The organism is Embleya scabrispora, from assembly GCF_002024165.1.
GTDB lineage: Bacteria > Actinomycetota > Actinomycetes > Streptomycetales > Streptomycetaceae > Embleya > Embleya scabrispora_A.
On sequence record NZ_MWQN01000003.1, the window covers coordinates 657,768 to 676,447 of the forward strand.

Here is an 18,680-nt window from a genome sequence, read left to right on the forward strand (position 1 = left end):
TCAACTCACCTCCCGTTCCCACGGATCCCCGCCGCCGTCGAGCAGGTCGGCGGCGAGGGTGTTCAACAGCACCTCGGAGGCTCCGGCGGCCAGGGTGAGGCCGGGCGCCTCCCGAACCGCGAGCAGCAGGTCCGGGAACTGCGCGTGTCCCACGCCGGCGGCGGGCGGCGGGCCGAGCAGTTCCCACGCCGATCGGGCCACCCGCTGGGCCAGTTCGCTCGCCCACCACTTGGCCGCCGCGGCCGTGGACGCGTCCGGGCGCTGTTCGGCGACGTCCCGCACGGCCCGCCAGGCCAGCAGTCGACAGGAGCGCACCTCGGCGTCGAGACGGCGCAGTTCGTGTCGTGCCTCGGCGGCCGGGAGCCGATCCTGCGCACGCAGCGCGGCGATCAGTCGGTCCAGCCAGCGGACGGCGCGTCCGGCGAAACAGATGCCCGTCCGCTCCAGTCCCAGTGCCCGGGACAGCAGCGCCCAGCCCTGCCCGGGCCGGCCGACCAGGGCATCGGGCGGCAGCGCGACGTCGTCGAGGCGGACGTGGAAGAACAGTTCGGGGTTGATCGTGGCGATCGGTTCGACGTGCACCCCCGGGGCGCGCAGCGGCACGATGAACAGGCTGATCTCGGCGTAGCGGTTGCCGGCCCCGGGGGTGCGGGCGGCACAGATGCCGAACGTGGCCGAGGATGTGCGGGCGTTCCACGACTTGACGCCGTTCAGGAGCCATCCGTGCCGGGTCGGGTGTGCCTCGGTGGTGAGCGCGGCCAGGTCGCTGCCGGCCTCCGGTTCGGTGTACAGGACGGCGAAGACGCGCTCCCCTCGGGCCATGGCCGGGAGGTGGCGGGCGCGCTGTTCGGGGGTGCCGGCCGCGAGGAGGGTGGCGCCGGCGTTGTCGACGGTGTTGACGCGGGCGCTGTCCGGGACGCCGTGCAGCGCCAGTTCCTCTGCGACCGTCGCCGAGGCGTAGGAGTCGGCGTCCAGACCGCCGTAGGCGCGCGGCCAGTGCGGTGCCAGGAGGCCGGCGCCGCCGAGCGCGCGATACGTCGCGTCGGCGTGCGGGAGGTCCCCGGTACCGGTGCCCGCCGCCGCCCAGATGGTCGCCGATTCGGCCCGTACACGCGGGGAATCGAGTACGGCGCGTACCCGCGTACGCATATCCCCTTTCCCGTCTCTTGCGTCGTCGGTGATCATTCCGGGCGGCATGACTCCTCCTGGGGAATCTTGATGGCGCGCGGGGCGGGTGCGATTTCCGTCGATCATTTCGGAACACGATGCGAGGCGTTCGGCGAGACCGCTCCGAAGCCGGACTGCTGCCCGTTATCCGATCGCCCAAACGGGAAAATTTTCAATCAATCTATAGTGCCGACGAAAACGGCGCTCGAAGCGCTGATCATTCAGGTGAAAGCCCTGTTCGGCGGCCTTGGATATATCAATTGCGGCGCCGAAGGAGCCTGGTTGACAAGGGAGTTCGGGCTTTCTACGTTTGACTGCACAGCACCGGGAAGCGAAAGAATCACGAAAGAGAACCGGAAAGGGAGAACACGTGTCGATCCACGAGCCCGCGTCCATATCCGCCGACGACCCGACGTCGACCGAGAAGGCGACCGTCACCTCGGTATACCGTCGGGTCGCCGCCGAGTACGACGAGCGTATTCCCGGTGACGGCCCCTCCGACGAGTTGTTCACGGAGGCCGAACGCGACTTCCTGCTGGGAAAGATCGCCCCCGGGGAGCGGGTACTCGACATGGGGTGCGGCACCGGTCGATTCACCGTTCCCATGGCCGAACGAGGCGCGCTGCTCAGCGGGTTGGACATCTCGCGGGCCATGCTCGACGTCGCCGAGCGCAAGTTGGCCGAACGGGGCCTGAGCGCGGACCTGCGCGAGGGTGACATGGCATCGATCCCGTTCCCCGACGACTCGTTCGACACCGTCACCACGATGCTGGCCCTGATGCACGTGCCGATCGCGGAGCGGCCGCGCGTCTTCGCCGAGGTCCGGCGGGTGTTACGCCCCGGCGGTCGCATGCTGCTCGGTGTGAAGAACTCCGTGTTCGAGCGCATGTTCACGGGCGACCGGTTCGCCGCGGTGGACGTGACGGACGTGCCGAACAAGCAACTCCTGTTCACCAACACCCGCAGCGGCGACGACTACACCGCCCCGTGGTACAGCTTCAGCCCGCAGGAGTTGACCACCCTGTTCGCCACGGTCGGCATGACCGTGACCCAGATGCGGGGCAACTCGCCGATCGCCGCCTGGCTGGCCGACGAGGTACTCGCGGACAAGGCGATCGCCGGCCTGGTGACCCGGCTGGAGCGGGTCCTGGGCGACATGCCGCCGTTCAGCCACCTCGGCTACCACCTGTTGGTCGAGGCGATCAAGCCGATGTACTGATCCGTCGCCGCCGCTCCCGCACAGGTCCGCGCGCGGGCGCCCCGTCACGCGTACGTGCCCACGCGTGACGGGCCGCCCGCGCGCGGGCTTTCGGCTGTCCGCCCCTCCGGCACGATGACGCGGGTCAGGCCCGGCCGTCGTCCTCCGCCCCACGCTCCCCGACCAGTACGGCCACCACACCGACGACCACGATCAGCGCGCCGACCACGACCCACACGGTGATCGACTCGTCCAGCACGAGCCACCCCAGGAACAGCGCCACGGCCGGGTTGACGTAGGTGTACGTGGTCGCGATCGAGGTGCGCGTACGCGAGACCAACCACACGAACGACACGTACGCCAGGATCGATCCCGGCCCGATCAGGTAGAGCAGCGAAAGCAGGCTCCGCTGCGACCACCGGTCCACGTCGAGGTGTTCGCCCACGGCCAGGCCCACCACGAACAACACCGGACCCGCGACCAGCATCTGCACGGCCGAGGCCAGGATCGGATCCTCGACCAGCGAGAACCGCGGTGCGTAGTACGAGCCGACCGCCTCCGACAGCGCCGCCGCCAGCAGGAACAGGATGCCCGACACGGCCGCCGTACCGCCCGCGCCGCCGACCAGGCTCAGCAGTGCCACGCCGAACAGGCCGCAGACCACCCCGCCCCATGTCGACCACCCGACCCGTTCGCCGTGCGCGGCCCGCAACAGGACCACCCACACCGGCACGGCGGCGGCCAACAGCGCGGCCAGGCCGGACGGTACCGAGTGCTCCCCGAGGGTGAGCAGGCCGAGCCCCGCGCCGATCACCAACAGCCCGATGAAGCCGGTCCCCACGAGCCGATCGGTCTCCATCCGCGGCAGCGACCGACTGCGTACCGCGCACATCCCGTACAACAACGCGCCCGCGACGGCGAACCGCAGCCCCGCGCCGACGAGCGGCGGAATGGTCTCGACCATGATCCGGATCGCGAGGTAGGTCGACCCGAACACGACGTAGACGACGGCCAGGTTGCCGGCCACGGCCCGGCCCGACGGTGGGGTCGGGGTGCGATCGGTCACAGCGCTCATGCCCACCCCCTGCCCGGGACGGGCCGTCCGATACTCCGCCGAACGCGCACACGTGCCCGAGCCGTCGGGCCCGGCGAGGCGTATCGGCCTCTCCCACGGGAGGGTTGGCGGCATTGCCCACGCCAGTGGTCGAACGCCCCGAAACGGGTCCGGCCAGGGGCGGAGCCTCGCGGCTCGCAAAAATGGTCTAGTCCATTTTTGGTCCAGACCATTGACTTCGATACCGCGTGAGCTATCTCATACCGATGCCGCCGAGAGCCACGCGAAGCGACGGCGGTCCGTCCCCTCTCACAGTCTGGACGCACGCACATGCGACTCCTTCGTACGTTACGAGCGGCCGTCGCCGCCACGGTCACCGCCGCCGCGGCGGTGAGCCTGACCGCCTTCGGAGCCGGCCCCGCCCAGGCCGCGACTCCCCTGCCCGCACACGTCTTCGCCCCCTACTTCGAGGCGTGGACCGGGGACAGCCCGGCGGCGCTGTCCGCCCAGTCGGGCGCGAAGCACCTGACCATGGCGTTCCTGCAGACCGCCACCTCGGGCTCCTGTACGGCGTACTGGAACGGCGACACCGGCATGCCGATCGCCCAGTCCACGTTCGGCGCCGACATCAAGACGATCCAGGGCCGGGGCGGGGACGTGATCCCCTCCTTCGGCGGCTACACCGCGGACACCACGAACACCGAGATCGCGGACAGCTGCACCGACGTCAACCAGATCGCCGAGGTGTACAAGAAGGTCATCACGACCTACGACATCTCCCGCCTCGACATGGACATCGAGGTCGACGCGCTCGACAAGACGGCCGGCATCGACCGCCGCAACAAGGCGATCAAGCTGGTCCAGGACTGGGCCGCGGCCAACGGGCGCAAGATCGAGATCTCCTACACGCTGCCCACCACCACGCACGGCCTCGCCGAGAACGGCGTGGCGCTGCTGCGCAACGCGGTGAGCAACGGCACGCGGGTCGACGTGGTCAACCTGATGACGTTCGACTACTACGACAACGCCACGCACAACATGGCCAACGACACCGAGACGGCCGCGCAGGGCCTGTACAACACCCTCGCGCAGCTCTACCCGGGCAAGACCCCCACCCAGCTCTGGGGCATGATCGGCGTCACCGAGATGCCCGGCATCGACGACTTCGGCGCGGCCGAGACATTCACCCTGGCCAACGCCAACCAGGTGTACAACTGGGCGGTGTCGAAGGGCATCAACACGCTCTCCTTCTGGGCGCTCCAGCGAGACCGCGGCAACTGCGGGGCGTCCTCCGACAGTTGCTCCGGAATCCCGGGCAACCAGTGGGACTTCAGCCACGTCTTCGCGCCGTTCACCAGCGGCACGACGACCCCGACCAACGACTTCTCGGTACAGACGACGCCCGCCTCCGGCACGGTCGCCGCGGGCAGCTCGACCACCAGCACGGTGAGCACCGCGGTGACGGCGGGTTCGGCGCAGACGGTGAACCTCACCGTCAGCGGCGCTCCCGCCGGCGTCTCGGCCTCGCTCAGCCCGACATCGGTGACGGCGGGCGGCAGTTCGACGCTGGCCATCACCACGACCTCGGCGGCCGTCTCGGGGACGTACACCCTGACGGTGACCGGCGCCGGCCCGTCCGCCAACCACTCGGCGACCTACACGCTGACCGTCACCGGCGGCAACGGCCACCAGTGCACGGCCCCGCCGTGGGCCTCCGGCACGGTCTACACCGGCGGACAACAGGTCTCGTACCAGGGCCACACCTGGAAGGCCAAGTGGTGGACGACCGGCGAGACGCCCGGCACCACCGGCCAGTGGGGCGTCTGGCAGGACCTCGGCGCCTGCTGAAACCGGCCCGAACCGCATCATGAACGGTGTCGCCCGGCGGATTTCCCGCCGGGCGACACCCGCATACCCCCACCGGGACGGTTTCCCCACGTTCAGCCGAATTCGGGCGCATACTCGACTCCACGACAGGTGTTCTCGGGGGAGGAACGCGATGCGCGCGCGGCGGGTCGGGACACGGGCGAGACTGGTCACGGTGTGCACGGTGATGGCGCTGTTCGGCGCCACGTCGTGCGGCTACTTGGGATTCGACGAGGACGGCGAGCGCAAGGCGGGGCTCGACGATCCGGTACTCGGCTACGCGATCGGGCCGATCAAATTCTCCATCTCGACGCGCGGGAAGATCTCCGTGTCGCTCGGGGCGCGCTGGGTCACCCCTGCGGGGACGTTCACGGTCGACGGCGGCGTCGACTACTCGAGGAAGGCCGCGACCACCGGCAACGAACTCATCGTGGTGATCCGGCATCGTGAGGACGGTCGGGTCAAGGAGGACGTCTACCGGGTCGCCGCCGCGAAGGGGCTGCGGGTGACGCTGGAGGGCAGGGTCGTCCAGGAGTTCTCGCCGGGGCGGGTGCTGCTGGACGCCGACTCGGGCACCACCATCACGATCGATTCCCCGGACGGCGGCGCGAGCCCTGGGACGAACCCGGGCACCGCCGCGAGCGCGCGTGCGAGCGCCGGGGCGACCGCGAGGCCGCCCGAAGGTCGGCCGTCCGTCACCGGCTCCACGCCGAGCACGAGCACAAGCCCGCGCCCGACCGCGCAGCCGACCACCCGCCGACTGCCGGCCGACTTCGCCGCGAGTTGGCGCGGCAGCGCCGTCAGCGCCGCCACGTTCGCCGTCCGCCTGCGGCTCCACGTGGGCAAGGCCGGAACCGTCGTCGGCGAGTCGGACTACCCCGGTGGCAACTGCTCCGGGACCCTGACCCTGGAGACCGAGGACCGCGCCGCCATCCGCGCCGACCGGGTCGTCCTGCGCGAGGACATCGTCCGCAACCCGGGGCAGAGGTGCGCGCGGCGGCTGGGTCGTGCTCGGCAGGGTCCTCGGCAACAGGCTCAAGTACGACTACTACGCAACCTTCCCCAACGGCAACGTCCCGGTACAGGCCGCAGGCCTCCTGACCCGCGACACCGCCTGACCCCGACCGACCCCGCCCCGGCCCCGACAACCGCCCGGCACGGCCCGCGCCGCCCAGGCCGAACGGCAGCACCCGCCTTCCGGTCGACCGGCACCGACCCGGCCCCCTCGACCGCCAAGGCCTGGTCCTGCCGGACGACCCCACCACCGCCCCTCCACCGCCGCGCCACCCCTGGCCCCCCGGCCGCGCGGGCGAACACGGTGAGCCGGGTGCTCAAATCCCACCATCGAACGCCTACATATAGGACATTTACTTATATTCAGCATGCAGAGCAGCCATCCCGAAGGGTCGTCATGGACACCGGTTCGTCCCCGCCCACCGACCCACCGCCCCCGGCCGACCCGCCCCCGGCTCCCGGCCTGGACGGTCCCGCGAGCGAGTTGCTTCTGCGTACCGGGCGCTTCTTCCGCCGCAACGCGGAGGTCTCGCCGGACCTGCGCGCCCAATACCTCAAGGGCGGCCGGCAGGGCGACGTCTTCTACCGCGAGCGCTGGAGCCACGACAAGGTCGTCACCTCCACCCACGGCGTCAACTGCACCGGCTCCTGCCGCTGGAAGGTCTACGTCAAGGACGGCGTGATCACCTGGGAGACCCAGGCCACCGACTACCCCTCGGTGGGCCCCGATCGCCCCGAGTACGAGCCGCGCGGCTGCCCGCGCGGCGCCGCGTTCTCCTGGTACACCTACTCCCCCACCCGGGTGCGCTACCCCTACGTGCGCGGCGTGCTCCTGGAGTTGTACCGCGAGGCCCGACAACGCCTGGGGGATCCGGTCCTGGCCTGGGCCGACGTGGTCGGCGACCCCGAACGCCGACGGCGCTACCAACGCACCCGAGGCCGGGGCGGCCTGGTCCGGGCCACGTGGGACGAGGCGGTGGAGATCGTCGCCGCGGCGCACGTGCACACCATCGCGCGGTACGGACCGGACCGGATCGCCGGGTTCTCCCCCATCCCGGCCATGTCGATGGTCTCGCACGCGGCCGGCGCCCGCTTCATGAGCCTGATCGGCGCGCCGATGTTGTCCTTCTACGACTGGTACGCCGACCTGCCGGTGGCCTCTCCGCAGGTGTTCGGCGACCAGACCGACGTGCCCGAGTCGGGCGACTGGTGGGACGCGGCGTACCTGATCATGTGGGGCACCAACGTGCCCGTCACCCGCACCCCCGACGCGCACTGGATGGCCGAGGCGCGCTATCGCGGGCAGAAGGTGGTGGTGGTCGCGCCGGACTACGCGGACAACGCGAAGTTCGCCGACGAATGGCTGCATCCGCATCCGGGAACCGACGCCGCGTTGGCCATGGCGATGGGCCACGTGGTGCTCAAGGAGTGTTTCGTCGACCGGACCGTCGAGTTCTTCGACACCTACGTCAAGCAGTTCACCGACCTGCCGTTCCTGGTCACGCTGACCGAACGCGCGGACGAGCCGGGCGCGTACACCCCCGCCAAGTTCGTCCGCGCCGCCGACCTCGCCGCCGACGGGGCCGCCTCGACCCAGGAGGGCGCGGACTGGAAGACGGTCCTGCTCGACGACGCGACGGGCGAGCCGGTCGTGCCGGGCGGCTCGATCGGCTTCCGCTGGACCGCATCGGGCCGGGGTCGCTGGAACCTCGACCTGGCCGGCGTACGCCCCCGGCTCACCCTGTACCGCGACCCCGCCGCACACGGCGTCGAGGTCCTGCTGCCCCGCTTCGACACCGAGGGCGGCGAGCACGGCCAGGGTCGCGGCGAGGTGCTGCGCCGAGGCGTGCCGGCGCGCCGACTCGGACCCGGCGGCCCGCTGGTGACCACCGTGTTCGATCTGCTCCTGGCCCAGTACGGGGTACCGCGCGACGGCCTGCCCGGCACATGGCCCATCGACTACGACGACGCGACCCAACCGGGCACACCCGCCTGGCAGGAGACGCTGACCTCGGTGCCGGCCGCGCGCGCCGTCGCCATCGCGCGGGAGTTCGCCGACACCGCCGAGCGGTCCAGGGGTCGCTGCATGATCCTGATGGGCGCCGGAACCAACCACTGGTTCCACTCCGAGACGATCTACCGCACGTTTTTGGCCCTGCTGCAACTCACCGGCTGCCAGGGCCGCAACGGCGGCGGCTGGGCACACTACGTGGGCCAGGAGAAGTGCCGGCCGGCCACGGGATGGGCCACCCTCGCGAGCGCCAACGACTGGTCCCGGCCGCCGCGGCAGATGATCGGCACGGCCTACTGGTACCTGAACACCGACCAGTGGCGCTACGACGGATTTCCCACCGACGTCCTGGCCTCCCCGCTGGGCGCGGGCGACCTGGCCGGGACGACCGCCGCCGACTGCCTGGCGACCTCGGCCCGGCTGGGCTGGATGCCCTCCTACCCCACCTTCGACCGCAATCCGCTCGACCTGGTCGACGAGGCCGAACGCGCCGGCGCCGACCCCGTCGAGCACACCGTCGAGGCGCTGCGCTCCGGGGCGTTGGGCTTCGCGTGCGAGGACCCGGACGCGCCGCACAACTGGCCCAGGGTGCTCACCGTGTGGCGCTCCAACCTGCTCGGCTCCTCCGCCAAAGGCGCCGAATACTTCACCAAACACCTTCTGGGCACCGACAGTTCGCTGCGCGCCGAGGAGGCGCCGCCGGGCTCGCGGCCGCGGGGCGTGCGCTGGCACGAGCAGGCCCCGGAGGGCAAACTCGACCTGCTGTTGTCGCTGGACTTCCGGATGACGTCCACCACGCTGATGTCCGACGTGGTGCTGCCGGCCGCGACCTGGTACGAGAAGCACGACCTGTCCTCGACCGACATGCACCCCTTCGTGCACGCGTTCACCCCGGCGATCGACCCGCCTTGGCAGGCCCGTACCGACTTCGAGGCGTTCCACGCCATCGCGGCGCGTTTCGGCGAACTGGCGCGCGGACACCTGGACACCCGCCGGGACCTGGTGGCCACCGCCCTCCAGCACGACACCCCCGGCGAGATCGCCCAGCCCGGCGGGATCGCGGCGGACTGGCGGGCCGGCCACTGCCCGGCGGTGCCGGGCCGGACCATGCCGAACCTGACCGTGGTCGAACGCGACTACACCGCCGTCGCCGCCAAGATGGCCACCCTGGGCCCGCTCGCCGAGCAACTGGGCCTGCCGGTCAAGGGAATCACCTTCGACGTGGCCGCCGAGGTCGAGGACCTGCGCCGGCTCAACGGCAGCGCCCGCACCGGGGTCGCCGCGGGTCGGCCGCTGATCGATACCGCGGTCCGGGCCTGTGACACGATCCTGGCACTGTCCGGAACGACCAACGGCAGGCTGGCCGTTCAGGGCTTCCGCACCCTCGAGGCGCGCACCGGGCAGGCGATGGCGCACCTGGCCGCCGAACACGAGGGCAGGCGGATCGGCTACGCGGACACCCAGGCCCGGCCCGAGCCGGTGATCACCTCGCCGGAGTGGTCCGGCAGCGAGGCCGGCGGCCGGCGCTACACCGCGTTCACCCTCAACACCGAACACCTCAAACCCTGGCACACCCTCACCGGCCGCCAGCACTTCTTCCTCGACCACGACTGGATGCACGAACTCGGCGAGGCGCTGCCGGTGTACCGGCCGCCGCTGGACATGCACCGGCTGTTCGGCGAGCCCGTGCTCGGCCCGGACGGCGCACACGAGGTGACGGTCCGCTACCTCACCCCGCACAACAAGTGGTCGATCCACTCCGAGTACCAGGACAACCTGTTGATGCTCTCCCTCTCGCGCGGCGGCCAGACCATCTGGCTGAGCACCGCCGACGCGCGGGCGATCGGGGTGCGCGACAACGACTGGATCGAGGCGGTCAACCGCAACGGCGTGGTCACCGCCCGCGCGGTGGTGTCGCACCGCATGCCCACCGGCACCGTCTACATGCACCACGCCCAGGACCGCACCGTCGGGGTCCCCAAGGCGCAGAGCACCGGCCGGCGCGGCGGGATCCACAACACCCTCACCCGTGTACTGCTCAAGCCCACCCATCTGATCGGCGGATACGCGCAATTGAGCTGGGCGTTCAACTATCTGGGCCCCACCGGCAATCAACGCGACGAGGTCACCGTAATCCGGCGCCGCTCGCAGGACGTGGAGTACTGAGATGCGCGTGATGGCCCAGATCGCCATGGTGATGAACCTCGACAAGTGCATCGGCTGCCACACCTGTTCGGTCACGTGCAAGCAGACGTGGACCAACCGGGGCGGCGTCGAGTACGCCTGGTTCAACAACGTCGAGACCCGTCCCGGACAGGGTTATCCGCGCCGCTGGCAGGACCAGGACACCTGGCAGGGCGGCTGGCGGCGCAATCGGCGCGGCCGACTGCGCCTGGCCTCCGGCGGCCGGTGGCACCGGCTGAGCCGGATCTTCGCCAACCCCAGGCTGCCCACGATCACCGACTACTACGAGCCGTGGACCTACGACTACCGCACCCTGACCGACGCCCCGCTCGGCGACGACATCCCGGTCGCCCGCCCGCGCTCCCTGCTCACCGGCAAGCCGATGGAGATCTCCTGGAGTTCCAACTGGGACGACGATCTCGGCGGCACCGCCGAACTCGGACACTTGGACCCGATGGTGGCCAAGACCCGGGAGAAGGTCGCCGACCGGATCCGGTTCGAGTTCGAACAGACCTTCATGTTCTACCTGCCGAGGATCTGCGAACACTGCCTCAACCCCTCGTGCGTGTCCGCGTGTCCGTCGGGCGCGATGTACAAGCGGGTCGAGGACGGCATCGTGCTGGTCGACCAGGACGGTTGCCGCGGCTGGCGGATGTGCGTGACCGCCTGCCCGTACAAGAAGGTCTACTTCAACCACAAGACCGGCAAGGCCGAGAAGTGCACCATGTGCTACCCGCGGATCGAGGTGGGCCTGCCGACGGTGTGCTCGGAGACCTGCGTCGGCCGACTGCGCTACCTCGGTGTCCTGCTCTACGACGCGGACGCGGTGCTCGCCGCCGCCTCCGTCGAGCACGAACACGACCTGTATCCGGCTCAGTTGGGCGTCTTCCTCGACCCCGAGGACCCCGCCGTGCGGCGCGCGGCCGAGGCGGCCGGCATCGCGCACGACTGGATCGAGGCGGCCCGCCGCTCACCGGTGCATACGCTGATCGCCGAGTATCGGGTGGCGCTCCCCCTGCATCCGGAGTTCCGCACCATGCCGATGGTCTGGTACATCCCGCCGCTGTCCCCGGTGGTCGACGCGCTGACCTCGACCGGCCACGACGGCGAGGACGCCGGCAACCTCTTCGGCGCGATCGACACCCTGCGCGTACCGCTCGAATACCTCGCCGAGTTGTTCACCGCCGGCGACCCCGCACCGGTGCGCGCCGCGCTGGAGCGACTGGCCGCGATGCGCTCCTACATGCGGGCGATCAACCTCGACGAGGAGCCGGACGAGGCGATCGCCGCCCGGGTCGGGCTGACCGGCACGCAAGTGCGGGACCTCTACCGACTGTTGGCCGTCGCCAAATACGACGAACGCTACGTGATCCCGACTGCGGCGATCGGCGACGCCACCCGCCTGGAGGAGTCCGCCCTGCCCGACGGGTGCAGTCTGGACTTCGCGGGCGGCCCGGGCATGGGCGGATCCGGCCCGTTCGGCGAGGCGTCCGGGCGGCCGGTACCGGTGAGCGTGGAGAACTTCCACGCCCTGCGCGATCGAGGCACCGCGGACCGACCCGCCGACACCGCCGGGCCCGGCGCGCGGGTCAACCTGCTCAACTGGGACGGAAACGGCCGCCCGGCCGGACTGTTCCCACCGCCCGACGAGGCGCGGCGCGACGACCCGGGAGAGACCGACCGATGAGGGCGTTCACCGACCGCTTCCGCCCCCGCGCGGCCCGCACCGGCCGGCGGCGCACCACCGCGGTGCTCCGCCAGGCCGCCGCGTTGTGCCTGCACTACCCCGACCGGGACTTCCACGCCCGGGTGCCACTGCTGCGCGCCGCGCTGGCCGAGGTCGCCCCGAGCCCGGCCGCGGTGCTGCTCACCGACTTCCTCGACGAGGTGTGCGCCTGGCCGGCCGACCGGCTCGCCGCGCACTACGTCACCGTCTTCGACCTGCGCAACCGGCGCAGCCTGTACCTGAGTTGGTGGCGCGAGGGGGACACCCGCCGGCGCGGCACGGCGCTGGTCGGCTTCAAGCGCCTCTACCGCGCGCACGGTCTGGACTTCGTCGGCGCGGAACTGCCGGACTTCCTGCCCGCCGTGCTGGAGTTCGCCGCCGTCGGCGGTCCGGAGGCGGCCGAGGCCGGCAGCGCGCTGCTGTGTGAACACCGGCCCGGCATCGAGTTGTTGCGTTTCGCGCTGCACGACGCGCGGACCCCGTACGCGGGTGTCCTGGAAGCCGTGTGCGCGACGTTGCCCGGCCCCTCCCCCAGGGACCGCGCCGAGGCCCGCGCCCTGGCCCACGCGGGACCACCGCGCGAGGACGTCGGCCTGGCGGCGTTCGGCGACGCCCCTTCCATCGCACACCCCGGAGCCGGCCGATGAACACCATGTTGTGGGCGGTGCTGCCCTACCTGTCCCTGGTCGTCCTGGTCGGCGGCACCGTCTGGCGGCACCGCTACGACCGGTTCGGCTGGACCACCCGCTCGTCCCAGCTGTACGAGTCGCGACTGCTGCGCATCGGCAGCCCGCTGTTCCACTACGGCCTGCTGTTCGTGGTCGCCGGCCACGTCGTGGGCCTGCTCGTCCCGCAGTCGTGGACGAACGCGGTGGGCGTCGGCGAACACGCCTACCACGTGGCGGCCACCGCCCTGGGCCTGGCCGCGGCGGCGGCGACCATCGCGGGCATCGCGCTGCTGATCCGCCGCCGGCGCACCACCGGGCCGGTCTTCCTGGCCACCACCCGCAACGACAAGCTGATGTACCTCTTCCTCGCCGGCACCATCCTCGCCGGCACCGCCGCCACGGTGTGGAACACGGTGGGCCCGCACGAGCACAACTACCGCGAGACCATCGGGCCCTGGTTTCGCAGCCTGTCCTACCTGCGTCCGAAGACCGAGCTGATGGCCCAGGCGCCGATCACCTACCAGGTGCACGTGGTGCTCGCGATGCTGCTGTTCGCGCTGTTCCCGTTCACCCGGCTGGTGCACGCCTTCAGCGCGCCGGTGGGCTACCTCTTCCGCCCGTACGTCGTCTACCGCAGCCGCGACGCACGGCCGCCGGGCGCCACGGAACCCCGGCCCGGGTGGGAGCCGGTCGACCGGTAGCGAGCACCCGCTCGAATATGCGTTCGAATCGATGGTATATCGTGGTGGAATGTCCGGCTCACTCCAGGGTTCGCTCTTCGACCAGGGCGACGTCGTCCGCGTCGGCCCGCCACGCGGGCTGCGCCGCACCGTGCTGGGTCGCGGCGCGTGGATCGACGAGCTGCCCGGGTGGGTGGCGGGCGCCGACACCCTGTTCGCCGCACTCGCCGAGACGGTTCCCTGGCGGGCCGAACGGCGGCTGATGTACGAGCGTGTCGTCGACGTCCCCCGGCTGCTGGCGCACTACCGCGCCGCCGACGCGCTGCCGCATCCCGCCCTCGCCGAGGCGCGCGACCGGCTCTCCGAGCACTACGCGGCCGAGCTGGGCGAGCCGTTCGTCGGTGTCGGCCTGTGCCTGTACCGCGACGGCCGGGACAGCGTCGCCTGGCACGGCGACCGCGACGGCCGCGGCGCCCACGCCGACACGATGGTCGCGATCGTGTCCGTCGGGGCGCCGCGCGATCTGCTGCTCCGACCGCGCGGCGGCGGCGAACCGGTGCTGCGCCGCCCGCTCGGACACGGCGACCTGATCGTGATGGGCGGCTCCTGCCAACGCGCCTGGGAACACGCGATTCCCAAGTCGGCCAAGGCAACGGGACCACGCATCAGCATCCAGTTCCGCCCACACGGTATCGGCTGAGCGGGCCGCCGACGCGGTGCCCGCCGACCTCGGGTCGGCGGGCACCGCCGCTCGGCTACTTGACGCAGGTCCGGTCGGTCCTCGGCAGTCGGCCCGTGGCCAGGTAGTCGTTGACCCGATCGTCCACGCAGGAGTTGCCGTAGACCCCGTAGACGGCGTGTCGGTTGGCCCCCTGGAGGGTGAGCAGCCTGGAACTCGGCATCATCGTGTGCAGCGCCACACTGCCGGTGTACGGGGTCCGCGGGTCGCCGTCGGCGGCCACGATCAGCATCGCCACGTCGCGCCGTACGCGTACCGGGTCCTCGCGCGGCGCGTCCCAGAAGGCGCACGGCACGATGTTGTTGGTGAACGGGCCGTACAGCGGGTGCGCGGCACGGGCGGCCTCGATGTCGCGCCAGTACACCTCGGGATCGCGTGGTGCGGCCACGTCCCCGCACAGGATGGCGATCTGGGCACCGGTGGGGCCGGTGTCGCCGGTCAGGAACATCCGCAGCTTCCCCGCGAACCCCGCCGACAGCGGCGCCGGTTGCCCGGCCGCGGCCCTGACGAGGGTGGCCATCTCGTCGGCGAACGCCGCCCGCGCCGCGTCGCTGTCGTCCGCGTTGTCCATCAGCAGCACGAACCCGACCCGGCTGTCGTCCAGCCGGAAGACCTCCGGTGCGGTGCCGACGACGAGCGGATCGCGCGCCGACGCCTCCTGGACGCGGGTCACCGTGGCCAGTACCTCCGCGCGGGTGCGGCCGAGGTGGTAGGTGTCGTCCCGAAGCGCGGTCCAGGCCGCCCAGTCGGACAGCGCCCGATCGTTCTCGCTCTCGCTGCCCCGCAACACCCGGGGGGCGTAGCGGCGCGGGTCGAGCGCGCCGTCCAGGACGACCCGATCGACACGGCCGGGGAACATCTGGGTGTAGGCCGTCCCGAGGTAGGTGCCGTACGAATAGCCGAAGTAGGACACGCGCCGCTCGCCGAGCGCGGCCCGGACGACATCCATGTCGCGGGCGGTGTTGCGGGTGCTGATGTACGGCAGCACGGGCGCGTTGGTCGCCCGGCATCGGTCGGCCAGATCCTTTTGCAGCGCGACCTGACGTTCGAAGCTCGCTCGACTCAGGCCGGCCGAGAAGAGGTTGGTGCCGACGGGCCACCCGCAGTCCAGCGCCGTACTGCGGCCGACGAAGCGCGGATCCATGCCGATGAGGTCGTAGCGCCCGCCGACCTCCTTCATCGCGGTACGCAGGACCAGGGTCAGATCGAGGCCCGAACCGCCGGGGCCGCCCGGGTTGGTCAGCATCGTGCCGATCCGGTGCCGGGTGTCGGCGGCCCGGATCCGCGAGATCGCGACGGTGATCGTGCGACCTCGGGGTTGGTGTAGTCGAGCGGGACGGTCACGTCGGCGCAGCGGGCACCGCCGCGTTCGAGGCCATGGCCCACGGTGTCGTCCGGGCCCAGGACACAACTGCGCCAGTCGAGCCGTTGGTGGTGGTAACGCTCCAACCCGGCGCCGGAGTTCGCGGTCATGTCGGTGTCGTCGGGTTCGGCCGCCGACGCCGTCGCCGATATCGCGCCCAGACACGCGGCGAGGGCCAGGCCCACGGCCAGGACCCGGCGCGCGGGACGGGCACGCCGACGCGGTGTTCTCGCCGTCACCGTCGCGGTCGCCGCGTCGGGGTGGTGTTCACTCGTTCGGTGCGCTGACGTTCTCGTCATGCTCGTCTCCGGAGTCCGATCCGCAGACGCACCCGAACACCCGCCGCAGTCGCGGTTGTCGGCGCACTGTCGAGGCGACGCGCCGCCGCGTGTCGACCCCGTCCCGGCGCGGAACGGATCGGCGTGCGGCGGCGCGGGCGGCGGCAGGGTCCGCAATCCGGCGGGACGGGTGGGGGGACGTGCGGATGCCTCGTATGAACGTGCACGACCCTACGAACGTGTCCCTGGCCGGACATCGGCCGGCCGCACGACGAGCGGCTTCCCGCTTCGTGTGCCGGACCGATCCCGCCTACGCGTGCCGCCGCCTACAATCTCCGGTCGCCGACCGGCGGTTCAGCCGCTCAGGGCCTGTTCCCGGTCCGGGCGGACACACTCGATGCGGTAGTCGCCGCTCTCCGGGTCGACGACGACGCCGTGGGTTTCGCTGTGGAATCCGGGGAAGTGCCGGTCGAACGCCTCCAGCGCGCCGAGGTAGCGCAGGAGCGGGCCGTCGGCGGCGCCGATGTTCTCCCCGGGCATCAGGACGGGGATGCCCGGCGGCGTCACGGTGACCATGGCCGCCGCCACCCGCCCGGCCGCCTCGGCCAACGCCACCCGTTCGGTACCGCCCCGGACCAACTCGCGATAGCACCGCTGCGGCGGCGCCACCGGCACCGGCAGGTCCCGGAAGGCGGTGTCCAACAGCTCGACCAGGTTCGCCCCGCGCAGGTGGTCGTGCATGTCGCGGCACAGCTCCCGCAGCCCCTGCTCGGCGTAGCGACCCGGGAACAGCGCGACGACGTCGGGCAGTACGGCGGTCAGCGGCGCGTTCTCGTCGTACAGCGCCTTGAAGTCCGTCAGCGCGTCGAGCAGCGTGCCCCACTTGCCCTTGGTGATGCCCATCGAGAAGAGCACGAGCGTCGTGTAGGAATCGGTCTTCTCCACCACGATGTTGCGGGTGGCGAGGTAGGCGGTGAGCACCCGCGCGGGGATGCCCCACTCGGCCATCGTCCCGCCGGCGTCGATCCCCGGACAGGTGAGCGTCACCTTGATCGGGTCCAACAGGCAGTATCCCTCGGTCAGTTCCGGGAATCCGTGCCAGGCCGCGCCCGGTTCCAGCTCCCAGCACGAGGGTTCGCCGCGCAACAACTCCCGGGGGCACGGGCGAAGTCCCAGCGTTCGCCGGTCGCGGGGTCGGTCACCGTGTCGGGTTGCCAGACGCCGAAGAACCACGGCGGCCGGTCGCCCGCGGCGGCGATGCGTTCGCCGAGCCGCACCATCGACTGCCGGAAGCGGATCGCCTCGACCACGGCCTCGTCGACCAGCCAGTGCCCCTGCGGGCCGTCCATCATGCCCGCCGCCACGTCCAGGGACGCGATGACCGGGTAGAGCGCGGAGGTGGTGCCGTGCATCATGAACGCCTCGTTGAACCGGGCGTGTTCCACGGGAGCGCGCGGTGCGGGGCGCACGTGCACCATCGCGCTCTGCGAGAGCGCGGCGAGCAGCTTGTGCGTGGACTGGGTCGAGAACACGGTGGGTCGATCCTCGTCCGGGAAGCCGTCCGGCCCCACCGACATGCCGTAGCGGCCGGCGTAGAGCGGGTGGAAGCGGGCGTACGCGAACCACGCCTCGTCGAAGTGCAGGCGCGGGGTGTTGGCGGCGAGGGCCCGGGCGAGCGCCGCGGCGTCGTAGCACAGGCCGTCGTACGTAGAGTTGGTCACCACCGCGTACTGGGCGTCGGGGCGCACGGCGTCGCGCGCGAGCGGATTGGCGGCGATCCGGGTCGCCACGGCCGCGGCGTGCACCTCGGTCGGGGGCAGCGGGCCGGCCAGGCCGAATCCGTTGCGGGTCGGGGTCAGGTAGACCGGGCGGGCGCCGGAGACGACCAGGCCGTGCAGTACGGATTTGTGGCAGTTGCGGTCCACGAGCGCGATCTCGTCGTGGGTGACGCAGTAGTGCCCGACCATGCGGTTCGCGGTGGAGTCGCCGTGCAGGACGAAGTAGGTGCGGTCGGCGCCGAAGATCCGGGCGGCGTTGCGTTCGGCGGCGCCGATCGGGCCCGAGTGCTCGTACAGCGAGCCCAGTTCGCCGACCGAGATGGACAGGTCGCTGCGAAACAGCTGCTCGCCGAAGTAGTCGAAGAACGCCCGCCCGACCGGGGACTTCAAGAACGCCACGCCGCCGGAGTGGGCGGGGGTGTGCCAGGAGTATTCGTGGGTGTCGCCGAAGTGCCGCAACGCCTTGAAGAACGGCGGAAGTACCGCTTCGAGGTGGGCACGCGCCGCGTGCACGATGCGCCCGGCGACGAAGGACGGGGTGTCCTCCAGCGGCCAGACGTAGCCGACCACGGTCTCGGCCACCCACAGCGGCAGTCCTTCGAGATCGTCGTCGGCCATCACCAGGAAGACCGGAAGTCCGGTGAAGCGCCGCCCCACGCAGCGCAACACCGCCGCGCCGGCGGTCTCCTTCGTGGACTGCTCGGCGCCGGGCAGGTCCCACGACACCAGTGCGGCGGCCAGCCCCGCCTCGGTCCGCAGCACCGCCTCGGCCTCGACCCCGTCCCGCGCCCACCGCACCTCGAAGCCCTGGTTCCGGATCTCGGCGGCGATCCGCCGAAACTGCTCCGCCCCGGCAGCGGACCCGTCCGAAGCCTCGGAGACCACGAAGACCACCGTGCCGACCGCCATGTCCGCCCCCTCACGCACCGTGTACCCGCCATCACCCTTTCGAGG

Annotated in this window: 11 protein-coding genes and 1 pseudogene; 7 read left to right on the plus strand and 5 right to left on the minus strand. The window is 71.3% G+C overall.

Annotated features, from left to right (window positions below; all coding sequences use genetic code 11):
• The gene (locus B4N89_RS38445; RefSeq protein WP_078981178.1) at window positions 1-1,149 is read right to left on the minus strand and encodes an acyl-CoA dehydrogenase family protein; all 1,149 of its coding nucleotides are present in this window, start codon (window positions 1,147-1,149) and stop codon (window positions 1-3) included.
• Between the two features lie 388 nt (window positions 1,150-1,537).
• Between B4N89_RS38445 and B4N89_RS38450 the strand changes: the two genes are divergently transcribed.
• A complete protein-coding gene (locus B4N89_RS38450) occupies window positions 1,538-2,386 on the plus strand; it encodes a class I SAM-dependent methyltransferase (protein ID WP_078981179.1) in 849 nt (282 codons plus the stop codon).
• 124 nt (window positions 2,387-2,510) lie between these two features.
• On the opposite strand, the gene B4N89_RS38455 is transcribed toward B4N89_RS38450, so the two are convergent.
• Window positions 2,511-3,440 carry an EamA family transporter gene (locus tag B4N89_RS38455; protein ID WP_161500959.1) on the minus strand — a complete coding sequence of 310 codons (930 nt, stop codon included), beginning with the start codon at window positions 3,438-3,440 and terminating at the stop codon, window positions 2,511-2,513.
• Window positions 3,441-3,749: 309 nt separating this feature from the next.
• On the opposite strand from B4N89_RS38455, the gene B4N89_RS38460 reads away from it, so the two are divergent.
• The 6 genes from B4N89_RS38460 to B4N89_RS38490 all read left to right on the plus strand — a co-directional run bounded on the left by B4N89_RS38460 (window position 3,750) and on the right by B4N89_RS38490 (window position 14,268).
• The gene (locus tag B4N89_RS38460; protein WP_078981181.1) at window positions 3,750-5,267 is read left to right on the plus strand and encodes a chitinase; all 1,518 of its coding nucleotides are present in this window, start codon (window positions 3,750-3,752) and stop codon (window positions 5,265-5,267) included.
• 1,429 nt (window positions 5,268-6,696) lie between these two features.
• The gene (locus B4N89_RS38470; protein ID WP_078981183.1) at window positions 6,697-10,476 is read left to right on the plus strand and encodes a nitrate reductase subunit alpha; all 3,780 of its coding nucleotides are present in this window, start codon (window positions 6,697-6,699) and stop codon (window positions 10,474-10,476) included.
• Between the two features lies 1 nt (window position 10,477).
• Complete coding sequence (narH, locus tag B4N89_RS38475) at window positions 10,478-12,181, plus strand: nitrate reductase subunit beta (RefSeq protein ID WP_078981184.1); 1,704 nt, start codon at window positions 10,478-10,480, stop codon at window positions 12,179-12,181.
• The gene (gene narJ / locus B4N89_RS38480; RefSeq protein ID WP_078981185.1) at window positions 12,178-12,867 is read left to right on the plus strand and encodes a nitrate reductase molybdenum cofactor assembly chaperone; all 690 of its coding nucleotides are present in this window, start codon (window positions 12,178-12,180) and stop codon (window positions 12,865-12,867) included. Before narH ends, narJ begins: the two co-directional genes overlap by 4 nt.
• Window positions 12,864-13,589, plus strand: coding sequence for a respiratory nitrate reductase subunit gamma (gene narI, locus B4N89_RS38485; protein ID WP_078981186.1), 726 nt, complete (start codon window positions 12,864-12,866; stop codon window positions 13,587-13,589). Before narJ ends, narI begins: the two co-directional genes overlap by 4 nt.
• Before the next feature lie 49 nt (window positions 13,590-13,638).
• Entirely contained in the window at window positions 13,639-14,268 is a 630-nt protein-coding gene (locus B4N89_RS38490; RefSeq protein WP_078981187.1) for an alpha-ketoglutarate-dependent dioxygenase AlkB, read from the plus strand.
• Window positions 14,269-14,323: 55 nt separating this feature from the next.
• On the opposite strand, the pseudogene B4N89_RS38495 reads toward B4N89_RS38490, so the two are convergent.
• The 3 genes and pseudogenes from B4N89_RS38495 to B4N89_RS38500 all read right to left on the minus strand — a co-directional run bounded on the left by B4N89_RS38495 (window position 14,324) and on the right by B4N89_RS38500 (window position 18,635).
• A pseudogene (locus tag B4N89_RS38495) lies at window positions 14,324-15,969 on the minus strand (alpha/beta hydrolase).
• Window positions 15,970-16,302: 333 nt separating this feature from the next.
• Entirely contained in the window at window positions 16,303-17,094 is a 792-nt protein-coding gene (locus B4N89_RS52125; protein ID WP_235619207.1) for a hypothetical protein, read from the minus strand.
• On the minus strand, window positions 17,028-18,635 hold the full coding sequence (locus B4N89_RS38500) for an Orn/Lys/Arg decarboxylase N-terminal domain-containing protein (protein WP_235619208.1): 1,608 nt from the start codon (window positions 18,633-18,635) through the stop codon (window positions 17,028-17,030). The genes B4N89_RS52125 and B4N89_RS38500 overlap by 67 nt, the downstream gene beginning before the upstream one ends.
• Window positions 18,636-18,680: the final 45 nt, after the last annotated feature.

Excerpts from the sequence above, each read along its gene's own strand:
- B4N89_RS38455 (WP_161500959.1), bottom strand. The coding sequence starts at position 3,440 with ATGAGCGCTGTGACCGATCGCACCCCGACCCCACCGTCGGGCCGGGCC.
- narJ (WP_078981185.1), top strand. The coding sequence starts at position 12,178 with ATGAGGGCGTTCACCGACCGCTTCCGCCCCCGCGCGGCCCGCACCGGC.
- B4N89_RS38490 (WP_078981187.1), top strand. The coding sequence starts at position 13,639 with ATGTCCGGCTCACTCCAGGGTTCGCTCTTCGACCAGGGCGACGTCGTC.
- narH (WP_078981184.1), top strand. The coding sequence starts at position 10,478 with ATGCGCGTGATGGCCCAGATCGCCATGGTGATGAACCTCGACAAGTGC.
- B4N89_RS38500 (WP_235619208.1), bottom strand. The coding sequence starts at position 18,635 with ATGGCGGTCGGCACGGTGGTCTTCGTGGTCTCCGAGGCTTCGGACGGG.
- narI (WP_078981186.1), top strand. The coding sequence starts at position 12,864 with ATGAACACCATGTTGTGGGCGGTGCTGCCCTACCTGTCCCTGGTCGTC.
- B4N89_RS38445 (WP_078981178.1), bottom strand. The coding sequence starts at position 1,149 with ATGCGTACGCGGGTACGCGCCGTACTCGATTCCCCGCGTGTACGGGCC.
- B4N89_RS38470 (WP_078981183.1), top strand. The coding sequence starts at position 6,697 with ATGGACACCGGTTCGTCCCCGCCCACCGACCCACCGCCCCCGGCCGAC.
- B4N89_RS38460 (WP_078981181.1), top strand. The coding sequence starts at position 3,750 with ATGCGACTCCTTCGTACGTTACGAGCGGCCGTCGCCGCCACGGTCACC.